The sequence below is a fragment of the Streptomyces sulfonofaciens genome, assembly GCF_014656295.1.
GTDB classification, from domain to species: domain Bacteria; phylum Actinomycetota; class Actinomycetes; order Streptomycetales; family Streptomycetaceae; genus Streptomyces; species Streptomyces sulfonofaciens.
On record NZ_BNCD01000013.1, the window covers coordinates 99,292 to 119,600 of the forward strand.

Genomic DNA, 20,309 nt, shown 5'->3' on the forward strand with positions numbered 1-20,309 from the left:
TCCATGAAACCCCAGGTCACAACCGCAGTCTCAGATCTCTGCCGAACCCGGGGCGGCCCAGGGAGTCCCTCCACTTATCTATGGGGATTTTCGGCTACCATGTGCCCGGAACTTTCCCGTGGACACCTGTGTCGCACTGTCTTCCTGCGCTTCTGTCACCAGCACTCAAGCCACTGGAGATGACCGATCTGATTCACGTCAACACGTAGGCAATGTTGGGCGCCCAGGGGGGTGCTTGACAGGCTGAGGTTGATGAATTTAGCGTCTCGTTCGGATCAGCCGACCGGCTGTGACGTGGCTCGAACGCGGTTGCGTAGGGCGACATCTCGGTCAGCGGCTGGTCCTTTTGCTGCGCCGCCTGCCGGGTGTGAACCATTTCCCTTTCGCCGGACGGAAACTGTCCTGGGGCGACAGCCGCCGGCCTGGGAGCCGGGCGGCTGACTGCGGCACTGAAGAGGCATGGGCGCGGGTTCCAGTTGTCCGGCTGGGCATTCTCGATGCGAAAGAACCAGGACGGAGTGAAGTGAGACCGACAGGACTCGACGGGGCGCGGGTCGAAAGACTTCGCCAGAAGAAGATTGCCGTGGTGTACGGCGCCGTATCCGAGGAGGATGGTTTATATATTCGCCATGTACCGCGCGAGGAATGGTCCCTCGTCGCAATCCTGGACGCCCTTTCTGGCCTGGGTCTGCACGCGGAGCATGTGGACCCCACGCGCGGCGATTTCACCGAGCGCATCCAACTCTTCGACGTGGCGTTCCTCAACGTGCACGGGCCGTACGGCGAGGATGGCAGGATCCAGGGTCTTCTCGATTACCTCTCGGTCCCGTACACGTCGTCCGGGGTCCTGGCCAGCAGCATCGGCATGGACAAACTCGCAAGCAAGGCGGTGTTCGCCTACCTGGGGATACCTGTGCCACGCGGGGTTCCCATCATACGCCCTGGGGCTGCCCAAATCCCTGCGGACTTCTCGTATCCGGCGATGCTCAAAGCCGTGGACGGCGGCAGCAGCGTTGGTATGGCGCTGATCAACGACCCAGCGGATCTGGCGCATGAGATCCGCGCCCTGCGGGAGCGGGGGTTCAGAAGGCTTTTCCTTGAGGAGTTCATCCGCGGCCGCTCCGTCACCGTCAGCGCCTTCGAATCAGCAGAGGGCCTCACCGTACTTCCTCCTCTTGAGTTCATCACCGAGTCCGACTACTACGACGAGTCCACGAAGCTCGGTGGCTCCGGGGCGCCACGCGTCGAGTACCGCGTACCGGACGACCTGCTCCCGCACGTGTTCAAGGAACTGTCCGACAGGACCGCATCCGTCTACGAGTTCCTGGGCTGCCGTGGCGCCGTTCGAGTCGACTACATGATCGATGAGAACGGCACTGGCTACGCCCTGGAGGTGAACACCATCCCGGGCCTTCAGGAGCACAGCAATCTCCCTGTCTCCTGCGGGTTCGAGGGGATCACCTATCAGGAACTGATAGCCACTCTGCTGCTCGATGCCATCGAATCCGCCGAACCCGCTCCTTGGGCGGTCCGATGACTGCCAAGCTCCACCTGCTCCCGCCGCCCGGTGGTCTGCGCCGGTTCGCCGTCGCCAACCTCATCAACACCGTCGGTAGCGGTTTGTACATCACGAGCGGAACGTTGTTCTTCACGAGAGCCGTCGGTCTGACGGTCGAGGAGACAGCCCTGGGCATGACCGTGGGAACCGGGGTCGGGCTCGCGCTGATGATGGTGTTCGGCCGGCTCTCCGACCGGTTCGGGCCCAAACCGGTCTATGTCTCGCTGCTGGTCGCCCAGGCGCTGATGATGGCGGCCTTCACCCAGGTGCGAAGCTTCTCCTGGTTCCTCGTGGTGGCCGTCGTCAGCGGCATCGCCGATCGCGGGATCGCCGGCACGGCCGGTGCCCTGATCCACGCCATGAGCGACGCAGAGAATCGGATCACCGCCAGAGCTCAGCTCAGGACCTCCACCAATGTGGGTCTGGGCCTCGGGACTCTGATCGCCGGGACCTCGCTGCTGGTGGACACCGCCGCCGCGTACACCTGCGTCGTGGCCGGCAATGCCGTCCTCTTCGGTACCGCCGCGGCGATGCTGCTCGGCGTGGACGCCGGGCACCGCAGGGCGCCGGGCACCGCCGGGGCGGCGACGGCCCGCACCGCGGCTCCCTTGCGCGACCGTCGCTATCTGGCCGTGACCGCCGCGAACGGGTTGCTGGCGCTGCACGCGAGTGTGCTGAGTTTCGCCCTGCCGCTCTGGGTGGCCGGCCACACCGAAGCGCCCAAGTGGTCCATCGCCATGGTCATGATCGTGAATACGGTACTCGTCGTCCTGCTGCAGGTCCGGGTCAGCCGCCGGACGGGTACGGTCCCCCAAGCCGCGCGGATGGCCCGGCTGACCGGAGTCGTCTTCGCCATGGCCTGCCTGACGATGGCGGCCACCCGGTCACTGGGACCGGCTCTCAGCGTCGGCGTCCTCCTGCTGTGGGCCGTGATCTACACCGCCGGCGAACTGGCACAGACGTCCGCCGAGTTCTGCCTCGGCTTCGAGCTGGCGCCCGACCACGCACAGGGCGCCTACCAGAGCGTCTTCGCACTGGGGCCGGGCGTGATGCGCGCCCTCGCCCCGACCCTGCTCGCCACACTGGTCCTCGGAAACGGAAGCACGGGATGGCTCGCGCTCGCGGGTTTCTTCCTGGTGTCCGGGCTGCTGGTGTCCGCGGCGGCCCGGTCGGCCAACCGTGACCGGGGCACGTTCCGGCGGCCCGCCGAGACCTTCACGGTGCCGTCTGCGGAGCGGAGTGCAGCGTCCTCATGAAGTCCCGGAAGTCGAGTACCGAGCTGACCACGCCCATCGCCATGCGCCGCTACGCCCAGCACTTCACCGCGGAGGAGCGGTCCGACAGCGGCTTCACCTGGCCCGCCGGCGGTCCTGAAGCCTGGGGTGAGAAGTGCTGCGGGCTGGCCTGCCTCCGCATGATCCTTGATCACTACGGACTGCCGGTCCCCTCTCAGCGTCAGCTCCTGAGGCAAGGACTGGAACAGGGCGCCTACAGCCCCAGCGGGTGGCGCCACCAGGGCCTGGTCGACATCGCCGCCGGGCACGGGCTCTCCGGAGCGGCAGCGCCCTTCGGCTCCCCCACCCAGTTGCAGAGCTTCGCCAGGGCCGGCGTTCCGTGCATCGTGTCGTGCACCTTCCGCTTCCCCGAGGACGGTCGCAAGGGCGGACACCTCGTGGTGTTCCGCGGCGAGGTCGTGAAGGACGGCGAGCGGTACGCCGCGTTCGCGGATCCCTCCCGGTGGGGAGCCCACCACGCTGAGCTGCCGGCCGAACGGTTCTGGGCGAGCTGGCCTGGCCGTGCCGTGGCCCTGTGGCCGAGCGACTGGCCCGTCGCACGCATCGAGGAAGGCGTCGGGCCCGATGTCGCGAGTCTGCTCGGGGTCCCACCCGGGCCCGACGCCGTGGCGGTGAGGGAGCCTTGATGCACGTCGACGTGGTGAAGAGCATCGACGGTGTCGACAGCGATGCCTGGCAGACGCTGGCAGGCGGCTCGTTCTACGCGAGTCATGCCTGGATGAGGTACCAGGAGCGGGACCCGGGATCGTCGGTACGCTACGTTCTGGTCCGCGATGCCGAGGGGAGGCTCGTCGCAGGGCTTCCGGTGTATCTCGTGGACACCGAAACAAGCGGTATGTACGACCCGGAGAGGCTCTTTCCGGACATACCGCGGCAGGGCCGGTCCATGGGACGCACGGTACTGGCGGGAAACCGGCGCGGTTACGCGAATCGTATGCCGATGGCCCCCGACACCGACCCCGAGCAGCGCCGGCGACTCATCGGGCTGGTCGTCGACACCGTCAACCACATCGCGGCGGAAGAGGCCGACGGCCGCGCGTGGTGGCTCTATCTGGGAGAGTCGGACGCGGAGTCCCTGTTGCCGTTCGGAACGGGATCGGTGCCCAGGCTGCTTGCCGCGGACTGCGCCATCGCGCTGCCCGGCACGGGTTTCGAGGACTACCTCCAGTCCGGTTCGAGCAACATGAGACGGCAGATCCGCAAGGATCGCGACTCGTTCCGTGCCGCTGGGTACACCTGCTCCGAGGAGCCTCTGACCGCCTGCTGGGACGACGTCAGCTCGCTGATCGCCTCGCACCAGGGGCACCACGGCGAACCCTCCGATCCCGAGTACATCCGTGCCCTCCTGCGGGACCAGGCCGAGACGACCGGAGACGTCGGGGTCGTGCACGCGTGCCACAAGGACGGCCGGATGGTGGGCTGCACGCTCACCTACGCGACGCACAGCGAAGTCACCTCCAGGGCCTATGGATTCGACCACAGCCGTCCCGCGGTCGCGGCGGAGTACTTCGAGCTCCTCTACTACCGCCCCATGGAAGCGGCCTACCGAGCCGGCGCCTCTCGCCTCCACCTGGGAATCGGCACCGTCCAACCGAAGATCCGGCGCGGTGCGGACGTCTGCCTCCTGTGGGGCGTACTCACCGGAACGGCCGGCGGTGACGATGCCCACGCGGCACGCACCTACAACAGCGCCCGCTGGCGGCAGTTCGCCGACGAAATGGGCGCAGCGGCGAAGAGGACCGAATCGCGACTCCTCGCAGCCGCACTATGACTTCCGACGATCACGAACATGGGGAAAGCATGCCTGGGCAGAACGGTTGGGTCGTCTTCGTGGAGTTGCACACACTGCCCGGCGGCGGCCGCGGTCGGTTGTCTGCCGGCAGGGCCCTGGCGGCACCTTGTCGTGCCCAGTTGGAGGCCGCCAGGCGCCTGGGGTTCCGGACGGCGGTGGCCGTGTCCGATCGCGCCACCTACGGCGACCGGTTCGACGACGTCGTCGACACGTGGCTGCTCACGAACACGACGGATGCCGCCGGCCTCGCGCATGTCGTGAAGGTGCTGAACGGCGAGGTCGTCGCCGTGTTCAGCGCCGTGGACAGCTTTGTCAGGGTCGCGGCCGCGGTCGCCGCCAAGCTCGGCCTCGCCGGACCCCAGCCGCTGGGGGCCGGTATCGCACGGGACAAGGCCGTCGCCCGCGCGGCCCTGGCATCCGCCGGCGTCCCCGACATCCGATGGGGCGTCAAGTCCGCGTACGCCGACGACCTGGACTCACCCATCGGCTACCCCTGCATCGTCAAGCCCGTCGACGGCGCGTCCAGTTGGGACGTGGTGCTCGCGGACGACGTCCAGGCGGTACGCGACGTGGCGGCCCGGCACCTGACGCGCGCGTACGGCAGACGTGTGCGCCCGCAGCGCAGGCTCCTGTTCGAGGAGGTGCTCGTCGGCCCGCTGCTGAGCGCGGAGGGCTTCGTCGACTCCGACGAGGTGCGCATCATCGGCTACTCGGACCGTGTGCTGTCCGCCCCTCCGCGATTCGTGGAGCTCGCCGTCCGCTTCGCGGCCGAGCGCCCCTTCGACGGCGCGGACGACTACGTGGCCGAGACCCTGAAGGCCCTGGATTACGACTTCGGCGCCTTCCACCTGGAGTTCATCCTGACGTCGGAAGGGCCCCGGCTGGTCGAACTCAATCCGCGATTCGTCGGCGCCGGTGTGCAACACGCCATCGGCGAGCTGACCGGTGTGACACCTGCCGAACTGCTGATGGCGAAGCTCACGGGCAGCCCGGTGCCCGCGTTCCCCCATGAGGGAGCGGTCACAGAGCTGTATCTGACGGCTCCGTCCTCCGGCCGACTTCAGGGTACGCGGGGCCTCGAAGAAGCCGTGGCCGTGGAGGGCTGCCGTGCCGCCGGGCTCTATGTCGCCCTGGGGGACGAGGTCAGCAGCGAGATCGAGTCCAACAGCCAGTACATCGGCTACGTACACGCCGTGGGAGACACCCGCGCGGAGTCGCACGAGATCGCGCTGGAGGCGGCGTCGCGCATCTCCTACGAGATCCGATGAGGCATCACGGCACGGCGCCTGCGCCCTACCGGTGACGGACCGGTCCGCGTCGAGAGGGCCTGAACGACGGCGGCGGGGTCCACGGCACCGGCCGGGCTCACCAACGTGGCGGCGAGCCCGTCGACGCGGGGGCTGGGGGCGCCCCGTGGGGTGCAGCCCTCGCGGTTTCCGCACGTCACCGGATCAGCAGACCGCACTCGACCTGCGAAAGTAATTCCTTACTCTCCTTGTCGAGAACATCTAAGGCTTCGCTTTGGAAGCGGATCAAGGCGACCACCTTCACGGACTATTTACCGGAACATGACTGTCCAACGCATGGGTCAGGACCGCTGGTCGTCGCTATTGACAGCATTGCGATGCAGGTGTCATGAAGCGGCTGAATGTATATGGCCTTGATGCGGAGTAGTTCGGTCTCCGTGTCGGGTAACTTCATCGGATGGGTGCTGCACCAAGTGGTGGTTCATCGCCGTCGTGGGCTCGGATGGTGGGTTGGGCGGGCTCGCGGAGGGCGTTGCTGAGGAGGCGTACCTGGCTGTTCTCTATTTGTTCGGGTGGACCGTGCGGTTCGGGCAGGGGCATGGTCTGGGTGAATCTGGTGGTGCGGATGGACGGAAGAAGGGTCTCTTGGTAGCTCGCGGATGCCGAGTCCAGCAGGGAGCAAGAGGCCCTGTAGCCGAAGTGTCGCGGGGTCACGGCCGCCGGGTCCCGTGCAGTCCGTCCACTCCTGAGTGTGACTGTCTCGCCCATCGGTTCGGGAACGCGGCCGACCGCCCCGGGCACCGGCCCCGGTACGGCTCGTACCTGAGCGATCAGATGCAGGTGAACGGATCATCGCCCTCGGCACGCTGACCGTCACTGTCCTGACCGTGCACCGTCGGCGGCAAAGGGGCTCACAGGCCGCGGTGGGTGGAGACCGGCCTCGTCTTCACCAGTGACGATGGAACCCCGATGCACCCGGGCCGGGTAACCGGACAGTTCAAGCAACTCGTCCGCGCAGTCTGAGCTGCCACCGATCCGGCTGCATGACCTATGCCACGGCGCCGCCACCCACGCCCTCTCAACTGGGCGCCGTGCCCCGCCGCACATGCCTTCCGCGTTCGGGAGATATGTGCGGCGGGGGCGCTTGTGCCGAGTGAACGGGCGGTCCTCACACCATGAGCGCCGAGACCGGGTCAGCGACCTACTGCATCGTGCGCCGCCAGGGACTCGAGCTCTCGGACCCGCTGATCAAGAGTCGGCTGGTGCCTGGTTCGGGGAGTGCCAGGGAGTGGTGACGGATATCGGACTCCGTCGCAACGTACAGGTTGTGGCCAGGTGGCGCATCCCGACGGTGTCGCGGTGTGCCTACGTGTTACTTGGCGTCCCGCCCCCCGTCACGGACCCATAGGCGTGTGGTCATGAATCCGTGAGGTGGGGGCTGCGCAGGCCGTACGCCCTTTACCTGACCTCGTCCTTCCTATGGAACGGGGTCAGGCCCGAGTCGCGTCAGGTCGAACTGCGCCGTGATGGCTGCGTAGCCGTCGGAGGTGAGGTTGACGTGGTCGCCGGTGTCGTAATCGTCGGGTGCCGCGGCGTTGCTGAGTTGCAGTTGAGGCGGGTCGGTGGTGCTTGTCGGATCTTGTACGGCGACGGTGCTTTCGGCGTCGACATAGCTGACGGTGGGGGCCGTGACGTCGACTTGGTCGCTGATCCAGGTGTTGGTACCCATGCGGACGGCGTCGACTTCGTTGGTGCAGGGAGAATAGCCGTGGCAAGGCGTGAGCGTGGTGAAGACCACCCTGATACCCCATCTCTTGAGTTGTCTCATGAGGACGTCGTATGCCTGCTCCACGGTTGTCTCGTCGGTGCCGGCCACGATGTCCTGTAGCCCTTCGTCGACAATGACTGTGCTGATCCCGGGCAGGTCGAGGACGTCGCGGTCCAGTCGGGTGAGCACGGCTGGACCGCCGGTGACCTGATTGGTGGCGAGGCGGTTGTTCTCGACGCCGACGGCGACGATGCCGTAGTTCGGGATGCTCTGGCTGTTGTTCTGGAGTGCGGTGGCGAGGTCGTCCGAGATGCGGTTGACCGTGGGGACCAGGGTGTCGCTGGCTGTCGGGTTGACGAGGTTGTCGCCGAGTACGGCGACGGTGGGTTGGTTGGTGTTGGCGGTGACGTCGATGCCGGTGAGGATGTCGGTGAACCAGCCCCAGTAGACGCCGGTGCCGGTGAAGGCGGTGGTGCCGGTGTCGGTGGTGTGGTCGCCGGAGCCGACAGGGCTGACGTACTGGGTGGTGGTGGCGCTGGTCCAGCTATGTTGGACGAGATAGGGCACGTCGTTGGCGAGATGCAGGCTGATCATGACGTGTTTGCCGGGTACCGCGGCATAGCTGATCGGGTCGCTGTAGACCTCGCCTCCGGCTGGGATGCTGACGGTTCTGCTGCCCGAGTTGAATGTCATGTCGGTGGGGGTGCCGGTGGGAGCGGCTCCGGAGGACTGAGTGGCGATGGTGGTGTGGTCGATGGTCAGTGGGGTGCGGCCGAGCGCGTTGGACAGGCGGATGCGGACGCTGGATCCGGCGGTGCTCGGGTTGGCGGCGATGCGGAAGGTCTGGTCCCGGTAGTCGGTTCCTTCGAAGTTGAAGGCCGCCTCGTTGGGGGAGCTCCATGCACCGGTCCACCGGGCACCGTCGGGTGCCGTGGTGGTGTCGCGGATGGCCATGCCGAAGATGTGCAGTCCGGGTACGTACTGGCGGGCGGCGTCGGTCAGGTCCGGCAGGGTGACGGAACCGATAGGAGCTCCGCGTTTGAGGGGCACGGCGAAGGCGTAGATGTTGGTGCTGCGGGTCTCCTGGGTGCCCTTGGCGAGGTTGCGGTGGGGCAGGGTGACGGCGGCCAGGGCGTTGGAGCCGTAGACCCAGTCCGGGACCGTCAGATGATAGCCCTGTGCGGTTGTGTCATCGCTGTAGGTGATGGAGCCTTGGGGGCCGCCTGCCAGGCAGTCCTCGTACTCGCCGTTGCCGAGAGTGCACTGAGTGCCGCTGACGGAGGTGCCGTCGGGGATGACCGGACTGGAGGTGTCGTCGTCGGCACGCTGGGAGCTGACGAGGCCGTAGGCGGAGAAGCCGAGGAAGACCAGGGCCTGGCCGCGTGCGTCGTTCATCTGGATGGTCTGGTTGGCGGCCATCACGTTGTCACCCGAGGAGGAGCCGAAGGCGGGCAGAGTGAAGGCGGCGCCGTCGACCGTGATCTTGCTGCCGGGCTGCCAGCCGGCGGCCTTGAGGTCCTGCAGGGAGATGGTGGCGCCGACTCCGTCCGCGTCGGCAGCGTCCTTGTTGTTGTCGTCGGTGACGGCGGTGTTGTTGAAGGCGTCCTTCAGACTGGCATAGGTCTTGCCGGTGTGGCCAACCGCCGTGAACTGGTACTGCTGCTGTACTGAGATGTTGCCGGCGGTGTCCACGGCGTACACGTACAGGGTGTGTGTTCCTGGGGCGGTGGGAGCGAGGGTGATCGTGGCGGTGTTGGCGGAGGCCGTGGCGACTTGCGAGCTGGGTGTGTTGGACGTGGGTGGGCTGGCGTCCAGGTTGTAGAGGAACTTGGTGGCGCTGTCGGTGGTGAGGGTGAACTTGCCCGGGGTGCCTGCGACGGTGGTGCCGGGGGTGTCCTCGGGGTAGAGGCCGTCGGTGTTCTTGACGGTCGGTGCGTCCGGCGCGGTGAGGTCGACGGTGAAGTGGCAGGTGGACGATGTGGGGCTGGTGTCCTTGCCGTCTTTGGAGACGACGTTCCATCCGACCACGTCACCGGTCTTGAGGCCGCTCATGAACGTCGAGGACAGCGACTTCGGGGCGTTGTTGCCGCTGGCGACCGTGGCGCTGGTGGTCGTGGTGGAGGTGCCGCCGTTGACCCAGTACTTGTAGGTGGCTGCCAGGGCGTCCTTGTCGCCGTCGCTGATCGTGGCGTTGAGCGTGGGCGGCGTGGTGGACAGGGTCTTGCCAATGACCGGGTACGGCGTCGAGGTGCCACAGCCGGCCGAGTGAGTGCCGAACTTGGCGGCCAGACTGCTGGGTTTGCTGGGCACGTGGTTGTACTCGATCGACATCGAGGGGTTGTTGGCGAAGCGCTTGAAATAGTTTCCGTCGCCACTGCCGGTGTGGCTGTTGACCAGCGCGAAGGTCCAGCTCGAGCTCTTCGAAGCGGCTTTCTTGGCGATGGTGGAGGTCACCGAGAAGCCGCCGGAGGGCAAGCTGTCGCAGGCGGGGCCGAAGCCCTTGGTGGCCAGATGGCTGGGGAGCGAGGGTCTGTTGTTCCAGGTGGTGGAGGAGCTGATGGACCCGGAGAGGTAGAGGTTGACGTCGGAGGAGAGGCTGCAACTGGCCGAGTAGTTCTCTCTGACGTTGACCGTCGCGGAGACGATGTGTGTGCCCCACACACTGGAGGGGATGCCGAGCTGGTAGTAGGCGCGCTCTTGGCCGATGCATCCGGAGAAGCTGTTGTAGCCGACGCCGGGGTCGCCGTACTGGGTGGAGTCGTAGTTCTTCGCGGACGGGCAGCCCTGCTGAACCTCGACGTAGTGCTGCTTGCTGCCGGTGGCGTAGTGGGGGTTCCAGGTGGGGTCGATGTAGACCGGGTAGTGGGTGGCGGAGCCGGTGAGCAGCTCGTGGTCCGGCGTCAAGGTGAGGGTGGAGCCGCTGACATCGCCGCTGACCCTGGCTGTCTGTGCGCCCGTGCCGGGGCCGGCGGTCTCCGAGTCCGCGGTCGTGGCTTCGGCGCTGAGCGCCTCGGTGGCGGTGCTGCTGGTGGAGGAGTCCCACATCAGCGTCTGCGGCGCGCTGAACATCACCTGACCCGCCGGCGTGGTCGCCTGAAGGTTGTCGTGGCCGTCGTCGGAGACCGTTACACCGGTGGTGTGGGTGGTCAGCTTCAGAACGGACAGTGCGGGATCGGTGGCAGCGTCCGCAGTCTTGACGACGATGATCTCCGAGAAGCCGCCGAGGGTATTGGCGGTCAGCCGCAGGTCGACGTCCTTGAGCACGTCAGGGTAGGTGATGGTGGCGCCTGACACGGTGGGCGTGGGCAGCGCTGAGGGCCAGGAGAACGAGAGTTCAGCCTTGCCGCTGGTCATGGACGCCAGGGGTGTGGTGCCGCCGCCGGAGAAGGCCAGGGGTTCGGCCGAGGCCTTGGGGCTGTAGGTGCCGTCAGTGTTCTGCGCGAGTGTGGTGTCGACGGGCACCCAGGCGCCGTCCCTGTGGATCCGTTGGGGCAGCAGACTGGTGGTCCATGTGACGGTGCCGGACGGGTTGGCCTGGGCCGTGGCAGTCTCAGTCGTCAGCGCGTCGACCTGGACCGCGCTGCCGGTGGTGACTGCTCTGTTCTGGGCTGCGGCGAGGGCCTCCTGTTGCTCCTTCGTAAGACCTGAGTCGTCGGCCGGACGTGTGGTGCCCAGCGGCCCGTCCGGTTGGGATTCAGGCAGGGCAGGTGCCGGTTTGGAGACCGGTGGAGTTCCGTCGCCGACCGCCGCGGCGGATGCCGCTGTGGCCAGGCCGACAGCAGCCGGTGGAAGCAAGAGCGCGAGGGCGATGGCGGCAGTGGGAAGCCGTGGACGTATTCGCCGGTCTCTTCGCGTTCTGAGCATTCTATGGCGTCGGAACTGTTCGGGCATGCGATTTCCCCCCAGAGGAACGAGTCCTGGCTGTAGCGACCAGAGCGGAAGGACGTTACCCGTGCATCCACGGGTGGACAAGTAATTGCTTCCTCTGAGAGCGGCTTGGTGCAGATCGCCAGTAAGGTAATTCTCGTTTCGAGTCTTCAGCAAGTGGGTATTGCGGGCCGCCTGGCAGTCACGGGTTTCGCTTAGCGGATGTAATTCGATGCAGAGCTGCTTTGGGTGGAAGTTTGCCGTCTTTAATATTTATATACGCGAGCTTTACTTGGCCCATATCACCCCGCTCGCGGTGACTGCTAAGTTCCCCGATGCCTTCACTAGGGGATGGGGATTTCAGTGGGTGAATGGGCAAGATCCATGCGAGGGTTCGAAAGGTTTCGACGGGGGAGATCCTCCGCGCGAATATGGCTGATTCTCGCTACTCTTCTAGCGGTTCTTGCGCCTCTTTCCTTCACGGATCCCGCGCTCGCGGACGGCACGGCCGCGCCTGATTTCCTAGTCAAACCCCAGAAGGAACACCTGGTCCTCGTCACTCGGGTCCAGGGCCATCCCGCCGAACGCCTGCACATGAAGTCCTGGAATCCCAAGGACGCCAAGAAAACGTGGCCCAAAACAGGCGATGCAGACGTGGCCCTGCCGGCCGTCGACTCCAAGAAGCCCAACGCGGTGCGGAGCCGATCTGCGCGAGCTGGAAACCTGCCCGTCACCGTCGCCACTGCGACAAAGAGCCGGCACGGTGCCTCAGCCGGAACGAAGCTGCACGTCTCCATGCCGGGGCAGACGGCCGCCGAGAAACTCGGCATACACGGGGTCGTCTTCACGGTGCGGCCGGAAGGTGCCACGCCAGGTGGCGGTGCCCAAGTCGGCCTGGATTACGCCGGGTTCCGTGACGCCTACGGCGGTGACTGGGCCTCCCGCCTGCGCCTGGTCCAACTACCGCCCTGCGCCCTGACCACCCCGCATGCCGCTCGCTGCCACCGGCAGACGCCGCTCGTCTCCACCAACGATGCCAAGGCGCAGCGGGTGAGCGCCACCGTCCAGGTGCCGCACGCGTCGGAAGCGACGTCAGGCTCACCCGCGGCGGATGCGAAGACGACTTCACCCCCGGCGACCTCCGCGATGGTGTTGGCGGCGGTGGCCGACGCGTCGGGCGGCGGCGGCACCTACGCTGCCACGTCGCTGTCCGCCTCAGGCCAGTGGTCGGCGGGTGGGTCCAGCGGTGCCTTCACGTACTCGTATCCCATCTCGGTGCCCGATGTGCCCGGCAGCCTGGTCCCGAACGTGTCGTTGGACTACAACTCGCAGAGTGTGGACGGGCGCACCTCCTCGACGAACGCGCAGTCCTCGTGGATCGGCGACGGCTGGGACTACTCGCCCGGCTTCGTGGAGCGCAGCTACCCCTCCTGTGCGGATGATGCCGCGGGCGGCACACCGAAGACGTCGGACGAGTGCTGGTCGGACGCGGTCGACACGATGACGCTGTCGCTGAACGGCTCGTCGAACACGCTCGTCCATGACGACGCGACCGACACCTGGCACCCGCAGGGCGACAACGGCGAGAAGGTCGAGATCAAGACCGACACGGTCAACGACGACACGTTCCACGAGTACGTTGTCGTCACGACCGCCGACGGCACGAAGTACTACTTCGGGCTGAACCGGCTGCCGGGTTGGTCGTCGGGTGACGCGACCACCGACTCGGTGCTCTCCACGCCGGTGTACGGCAATGATGCGGACGAGCCGTGCCATGCCGCGACGTTCGCCGACTCCTCCTGCCTGCGGGCCTACCGGTGGAACCTCGACTACACCGTCGACCCCCATGGCAACGCGATCAGCTACTGGTACACGCCGGAGACCAACTACTACGGCAAGGACAACTCCACCACCCCGACCTCATATACGAGTGGTGGCTACCTCTCGAAGATCCAGTACGGGCAACTGGCGGAGAAGGTCTACGACACCGCGGCGCCCGCGGCGGGTCAGGTGTTCTTCGACACCGAAGAGCGTTGCCTGCCCGATTCCAGTTTCGACTGCCAGTCGAAGCCGACGGCCTCGAACGCCTCGCACTTTCCGGACATCCCCGTTGACCAGATCTGTGCTTCGTCGGGCGCGTGCAACAACCATGGTCCGTCGTTCTTCACCACCCAGCGTCTGACGGGTATCCGTACGCAGATCCTGGTTGGCGCCGGTTACAAGGATGTGGACGCCTGGTCGCTGGACCACGCCTTTCCGGCAACAGGGGACACCACCACCCCGGCCCTTTGGCTGAGCCAGATCACCCGCACCGGCAAGGACGGCGGCAGCGCGTCCCTACCGCCGGTGACGTTCGACGGGCAGGCGCTGGCGAACCGTGTCGACGGCCTGGACGGGTACCAGCCGATCACTCGCCGTCGGCTGACCAAGATCATCACCGAGTCCGGCGAATCGATCACGGCCAATTACAAGGGTCCCGACTGCCACCGCGCCGGTACCACTGAACTGCCCGCCAGCCAGGACGACAACACCCACCGCTGCTATCCGCAGTACTGGACGCCGCCGGGACAGACGTCGCCGCAACTGGACTGGTTCAACAAGTACATCGTCAACTCGGTCACGGCAGAGGACCCCACCACCAAGGCCCTCCCGATCCAGACCTCATACGACTACGACGATCCTGCCTGGCACTTCAACGACGACCCGCTGACCCAGGCCAAATACCGCACCTGGAACCAGTGGCGCGGCTACGGCCAGGTCGACACTCGCACGGGCACCTCCCCCGACAAGGTCACCCTCACCAGGCAGACCTACTTCCGCGGCATGGACGGCGACAAGACCTCCTCCGGCACGCGCGGTATCGAGCTGAAGGACAGCACAGGCGGGGACACGCAGAAGGACTCCGACTGGCTCGCCGGACAGGTCTACGAATCACAGACCTTCAACGGCGACGGCGGTGCCCTGCTCTCCGACACCGTCACCGACCCGTGGAGTTCGGCGGCCAGCGCCACCCAATCCCGCACGAAGGCCGGCCTGGACGCGCTTCTCGCGCACCGCACCAATACCAAGCGGACGCGCACCACCACCACCAAGGCCGACGGCACCAAGCAGACCACCGAGACCGACTACGCCCTCGACGATGCCACCGGCCTGCCCACCGCGGTCGACGACAAGGGCGACACCTCGACCGCGGACGACGACCAGTGCACCCGCACCTGGTACGCCCAGGACGCCGCCGGCCATCTTCTTCCCACCCCGCGCCGGGTCCAGTCGGTCGCCGTCTCCTGCTCCGCCACGCCCACCTACCCGCAGGACCTCGTCAGCGACGACCTGAGTTTCTTCGACTCCTCCACCGACAACACCGCCACGCCCACCAAGGGCGATGTCACGATGGTGCAGAAGGCCGACTCGGTCAGCGGCGACGGCACCGTCCACTACATCACGGCGTTGCAGAACACCTACGACTCCTACGGTCGCGAACTCACCGAGACCGACGCCGACAACCGGACCACGACCACCGCCTACACCCCGGCGACCGGCGCGGCCCCGACATCCATCAAGGTGATCCAGCCGAAGGTCACCGGCCAGACGGTCGGCTTCGCCACCACGACCACACTCGACCCCGCCCGCGGCCTGGACGTGAAGACCACCGACGCGGCCGGGTACTCCACCAACAGCAGCTACGACCCGCTGGGACGTCTCACCGCCGTGTGGAACCCGGGCTTCTCCACGAGCGCCCCGGCCAATACCACCTACACCTACAACCTCAGTCGCAGCGTGCCGTCGACGGTCACCACCAAGACCCTCAACCACGACATGAGCTACCGCACCTCCATCGCCATCTACGACGCGATGCTGCGCCCGCGGGAGACGCAGACAGTAACCGCGAACGGCAACCGGGTCATCACCGACAGCCACTACGACAGCCACGGCTGGGTGGTCAGCACCTCCGATCCCTACAGCAGCGGCGGCACGCCCTCGGGGACGCTGGTGGACGCGGCGGACAACGAGACTCCCTCGCAGACCGGCACGGTCTACGACGGCGCGGGGAGGGTGACCGCCCAGATCGCCTACCACTTCGCCTCGGAGACCTGGCGCACCACCACGGCCTATCCCGGCTCCGACCGAGTCGATGTCACTCCGTTTGTCGGTGCGCAGCCTGGTGGTGCCACCCCCACCAGCACGTACACCGACGCCCGCGGCCAGATGGTCAAGCTGCTGCGCTACCACGGCAGTACACCCACCGGCGACGCCGACACGGCCACCTACAACTACGACCCGGCCGGTCACCAGATAGGTCAGGACGACGGACAGGGCCACACCTGGACCAGCCACTACGACCTGCTGGGCCGCCGGACTTCCCAGAGTGACCCGGACACCGGCACCTCCTCCTCCACCTATGACAACGCCGGCCAGGTGCTGAGCACCACCGACGCACGCAACAAGACCATCAGCTACGCCTACGACGAGATGGGGCGCAAGACCGCCGAGTACGACACCACAGGCGGTGTCGACCCCTCGCCGAGCAACGAGCAGGCCTCCTGGACCTACGACACGCTGAAGAAGGGCAAGCCCACCTCCTCCACCCGCTATGTGGACGGGACAACCGGCACGGCTTACACCAACAAGGTTCTCGGTTACGACAGCCACGGCTGGGTGCAGGCCACCGAACTCATCATCCCGGGCTCCGAGGGCGCGCTGGGCGGCACCTACGTCCACCAGAACAACTACAACCTCAACGGCACGCTGGAGGAATACACGGATGCCAGTCCCAGCACCGTCAAGCTTCCGCAGGAGACGGTGGCGTATACCTATGACGCCAACGACCGGCCCATCGCTGCGGCCGGCGTCAACACCTGGGCCTACGTCAGCGGCCTCCGCTACAACGACTTCGACCAGCCGCTGCAGTTCACCTACGGCACCTCCGGCAACTTCACCCAGCAGACCCTCACCTACGACGACCAGACCCAGCGGCTGACCAGTTCCACCACCGTGGCCCAGTCGGGTCGCGCGCTCGCCGACCAGACCAGCTACGCGTACCAGCCGTCCGGCAACGTCACGAAGATCACCGACAAGCTGGACACCGGTCAGATCGACACCCAGTGCTTCGGCTATGACTGGGCCCAGCGGCTGAAGGCCGCCTGGACGGCCACCGACGACTGTGCAGCCGCCCCCGCACCCGGCTCCTCCTCGACGGTGGGCGGTCCCTCCCCGTACTGGCAGACGTGGACCTACGACGCCACCGGCGCCCGGGCCACCCAGGTCGACCACGATCCGGCCGGGGACACCTCCCGCGACGCCACCGCCACGTACACGCCCGTCGCGGCGGACAAGGGACCCGCGCACGCAGTCGCCGAGGTGAACAAGGTGGTACCGGCAGACGCGACCGCCGACACCACCAACAGCTACACCTACGACGAGGCCGGCAACGTCCGCACCCGTACCACCCGCGCGGGCACCGACACCCTCACCTACGACGACGAGGGCAACCTGTCCGAGCTGGCCTCCACCGGCACCAGCGGCGACACGACATACCTGTACGACGCCGACGGCAACCTGCTGCTGCGCCGGGGTCCGGACGCCACCACCCTCTACACGGGTGATGAGGAGATCACGCAGAAGAAGGGTGCTACGACTGCGGACGGTGTGCGCTACATCTCCGTTGCCGGCCAGGTCGTGGCCAGTCACTCCTCTGATGGGCACTTCACCTACCTGATTCCCGACCATCAGGGAACGAGCACCCTGGCCGTGGACTCCCAGACCCAGCAGGTCACCCGTCGCCAGTACAAACCGTTCGGTGAGGTGCGGGACCAGTCGGGGACCTGGACCGCAGGCCAGCGTGGATTCGTCGGCGGCACCCAGGACGACAACACGGGCCTGACCAACCTCGGCGCGCGCGAATACGACCCGTCCATCGGCCGCTTCCTCAGCCCGGACCCGATCCTGGACCCGGGGGCGCCGCAGTCGTGGAACGCCTACGACTACGCCGACGACACCCCGGTGACGACGTCCGACCCCTCCGGGGCGTGCGCGGACGTCGACTGCCCGACCCGCAACTGCCCGCTTTGCCTCAACCGCACGCCCACCGACACCAACCCCCATTCGCCGGCGCTGCACGACTATCCGGGCTCGGGCAGTACTCCAGGCAACACCAAGGCATACGGAAGACAGTACAAAGCCAACATCAGCAACAGCGTCTCCAACGCCCACGCGGAGCAGCGGGCTCTGGAGAGACAGAAAGCCACGGCCAACGCGGCAGTGGCCGCGGCGAAGAAACAGGCATCCGGCTTCAGACACCGTCTGGTCAACCTGGTCGCGGACGTCCTCGGCCTGACCGATGCCTACAACTGCTTCACCAAGGGCGACGTCATGGGCTGCATCAGCACGGCCCTGACCGCGGTCCCCTGGGGGAAGGCGTTCAAGGCCATCAAGGTCGGTGTCGAGGCCTTCAAGGTGTGGCGTTCCCTCGATCGCGCCTACACGCTGGTCAAGGACGCGGAGGAGGCCGCGAGGGTGGCCGAGGACGCGGTGGAGGCCGAGCGCGCCGTCGTCAGGGCCGCGGAGTCGGAAGGAGCAGGGGCGGAGGCCGCCGGTTGCGCGGTGCACAGCTTCCTACCCGCCACCCCGGTACGCCTGGCCGACGGCTCATCCAAACCGATCAGCCAGGTAAAGGCCGGTGACACGGTCCTGGCCACCGACCCGCAGACCGGCGTGACCGCTCCGGAGAAGGTCCAGCGGGTCATCGTCACCCACACCGACAAGGACTTCACCACCCTCACCCTGGACACCGCTCCTACCCGCGGCCCTCCTCACCACGACCACGGGAACACTGCTCAGACCCTCACCACCACCTGGCACCACCCTTTCTGGGACAGCACCCACCACCACTGGACCGACGCCCACAACCTCACCCCCGGCACCACACTCCGCCGCCCCGACGGCACCACCCTCACCGTCACCGCGGTCCGCAACTTCCACCAGCACGCCACCACCTACGACCTCACCGTCGGCACGCTTCACACGTACTATGTGCTGGCGGGGGCCACGCCGGTCCTGGTTCATAACTGCAATGGGGCGAATCTTGAGCTGACCTATAAGCCGGATTGGACGCCGGAGCAGATTGCCGCGGCGGATGCCAAGGTCGCGGCTTTGAATGACGCACCGCAGCTCGTTGTCACCAAGGTCAACCGCTCCGGAAGCGCTGCGGATGTTTGGCGTCGAGCTGGAAAAAATGCGGTGCCAGGAACTGATATCGACCACAAGATTGATCTCCAGCTTGGCGGGGCTGACGACGTCAGTAATATGTGGCCACTCGACAGTTCCGTCAACCGAAGCTTGGGCTCCCAGATTTCCGGCCAGCTGAAGAGGCAGAGTCTACAGCCAGGTGATCTGGTGTGTAGCATCACGATCACAGTCAGACGATGTTAGGTGAGGTAGGGCCATGCAGTTGCGAGACCTGAACGTCTCCCGCGCTGTAGCGACCGATGCCGGCATGTTCGGCATCTGGCGCACAAGTGTCTTCGCGCACGTCAGCGAGCTGGACCAGTGGGAGGACGAGATTGCTGAAGACTCCGCCCTCTCACGCCAGATCTCCGATGGTGCCTTCGTTCCCCTCAACATCGGTGGAAGCGGAGCTTTTCAGGCGACAGTGCGAGGCGTGGAGTCTCCCGGGCAGCTGAGCGAGAGAGAGAGGGAGTATTTGCTCGTTTCTTCGGAGCCCTACCTACTCATTTCTGATGGCGAGCTTGAGCTCGGCGGTCTTGAAGGTGTCGGGAACTACTCGGGAGCCGAAACCGTTGGGATCTCTCTCGATAGTGGCCAGTATGCAGTTGTTGTGCATCTGCTGGACTGGCAGGCAGAACCAGGCAGTCGGGGGAGCGATGGAAAGCCCGCTCCTAATGCTCTTCCTGACTTCATTGTGGAGATTTTTGCAGATTCACGAGAGCGTTCTGGATATCGCACCAAGGTAGAAACGTTCGAGCGCCCCTAGGGAATAGTAGGGCGCTACCGGATATCTTCCGGTAGGGCCGCTGTGGCGTCTGACGGCAGTAGTTGACGGCAACGTCAGCGGACGGGAGCTGCACAAAGTGGTGGTTCGTCGCCGTCGTCGGGCTGCTCGATGGTCTCGGCAGGACTTCGGAGGGCGTCGTCGAGGAGGTCGATGGCGTCGCGCTCGAGCGGAGGCGACGTGGGCGTAAACCGTAGCGGTGACACCTATGTGGGCGTGGCTGAGGAGTCCCCCCGGTGATTGAGTTCAGCATTGAGCGAAGAGGTGGAGATCCCTCCTGGTCCGCTGGATGGACCCCTACCGACTCTTCGGGGGGCAGGTCGAGTGGGAGCAGGTCAGCGCCAGCGCCTTCACCTTCGACCTCTTTCGGGCTGCCGTGTCCTTTATTGTGAACGGAATCAATTTTGGGGTGGATGAGCCAAATCAGACCCTAGTTGATTATTGCCTGATGCTGAATCTTGGCTGCCGGGAGCTGCAGGCTCATCGAGGATCTCAAATTCAGTCGTCCACTGGCTCTTTCCGTATGTACTTCATCCGGGACTCGAAGGGTTTGAGAATCGCTTCGGATCGGGTCGAGGAAAGCGCCTTAATTTCCGTTCTGGAATATCATAATTCCGTTTCTGCATTGCTTGATTCGGCCACGGGTGAGATCCTGTCGACTCATCCAGGGCTTGAAGGAAATCCGTTCCTTCGGCGCGTTGCAAGAATCCGTTGTTGGGGAATGCATGGGAGTTGAGGGGGCAGTTGTCGCAGTAATGCATGCTTTTTATGTAT

At 65.9% G+C, this 20,309-nt stretch carries 9 protein-coding genes; 8 read left to right on the top strand and 1 reads right to left on the bottom strand.

Features of this window, described 5'->3' with window-relative positions:
• Positions 1-523 precede the first annotated feature (523 nt).
• The 5 genes from IE313_RS21310 to IE313_RS21330 are packed head-to-tail and all read left to right on the top strand — an operon-like array spanning position 524 to position 5,913.
• Entirely contained in the window at positions 524-1,537 is a 1,014-nt protein-coding gene (locus IE313_RS21310; protein ID WP_189934634.1) for a D-alanine--D-alanine ligase family protein, read from the top strand.
• Complete coding sequence (locus IE313_RS21315; RefSeq protein WP_189934636.1) at positions 1,534-2,814, top strand: MFS transporter; 1,281 nt, start codon at positions 1,534-1,536, stop codon at positions 2,812-2,814. The genes IE313_RS21310 and IE313_RS21315 overlap by 4 nt, the downstream gene beginning before the upstream one ends.
• The gene (locus IE313_RS21320) at positions 2,811-3,479 is read left to right on the top strand and encodes a cysteine peptidase family C39 domain-containing protein (protein ID WP_189934638.1); all 669 of its coding nucleotides are present in this window, start codon (positions 2,811-2,813) and stop codon (positions 3,477-3,479) included. The genes IE313_RS21315 and IE313_RS21320 overlap by 4 nt, the downstream gene beginning before the upstream one ends.
• Entirely contained in the window at positions 3,479-4,624 is a 1,146-nt protein-coding gene (locus tag IE313_RS21325) for a GNAT family N-acetyltransferase (protein ID WP_189934640.1), read from the top strand. The genes IE313_RS21320 and IE313_RS21325 overlap by 1 nt, the downstream gene beginning before the upstream one ends.
• Before the next feature lie 29 nt (positions 4,625-4,653).
• On the top strand, positions 4,654-5,913 hold the full coding sequence (locus IE313_RS21330) for an ATP-grasp domain-containing protein (RefSeq protein ID WP_189934642.1): 1,260 nt from the start codon (positions 4,654-4,656) through the stop codon (positions 5,911-5,913).
• Positions 5,914-7,369: 1,456 nt separating this feature from the next.
• Here IE313_RS21330 and IE313_RS21335 read toward each other — a convergent pair.
• Positions 7,370-11,455: a beta-sandwich domain-containing protein gene (locus tag IE313_RS21335; RefSeq protein WP_229924830.1), complete on the bottom strand. Its 4,086-nt coding sequence runs from the start codon at positions 11,453-11,455 to the stop codon at positions 7,370-7,372.
• Positions 11,456-12,322: 867 nt separating this feature from the next.
• Between IE313_RS21335 and IE313_RS21340 the strand changes: the two genes are divergently transcribed.
• From IE313_RS21340 to IE313_RS21350, 3 genes are all read left to right on the top strand, one after another.
• On the top strand, positions 12,323-18,955 hold the full coding sequence (locus tag IE313_RS21340) for an RHS repeat-associated core domain-containing protein (protein ID WP_229924831.1): 6,633 nt from the start codon (positions 12,323-12,325) through the stop codon (positions 18,953-18,955).
• A gap of 13 nt (positions 18,956-18,968) precedes the next feature.
• On the top strand, positions 18,969-19,517 hold the full coding sequence (locus tag IE313_RS21345; protein ID WP_189934648.1) for a hypothetical protein: 549 nt from the start codon (positions 18,969-18,971) through the stop codon (positions 19,515-19,517).
• Between the two features lie 307 nt (positions 19,518-19,824).
• Positions 19,825-20,271, top strand: coding sequence for a hypothetical protein (locus tag IE313_RS21350; protein ID WP_189934650.1), 447 nt, complete (start codon positions 19,825-19,827; stop codon positions 20,269-20,271).
• Positions 20,272-20,309 lie beyond the last annotated feature (38 nt).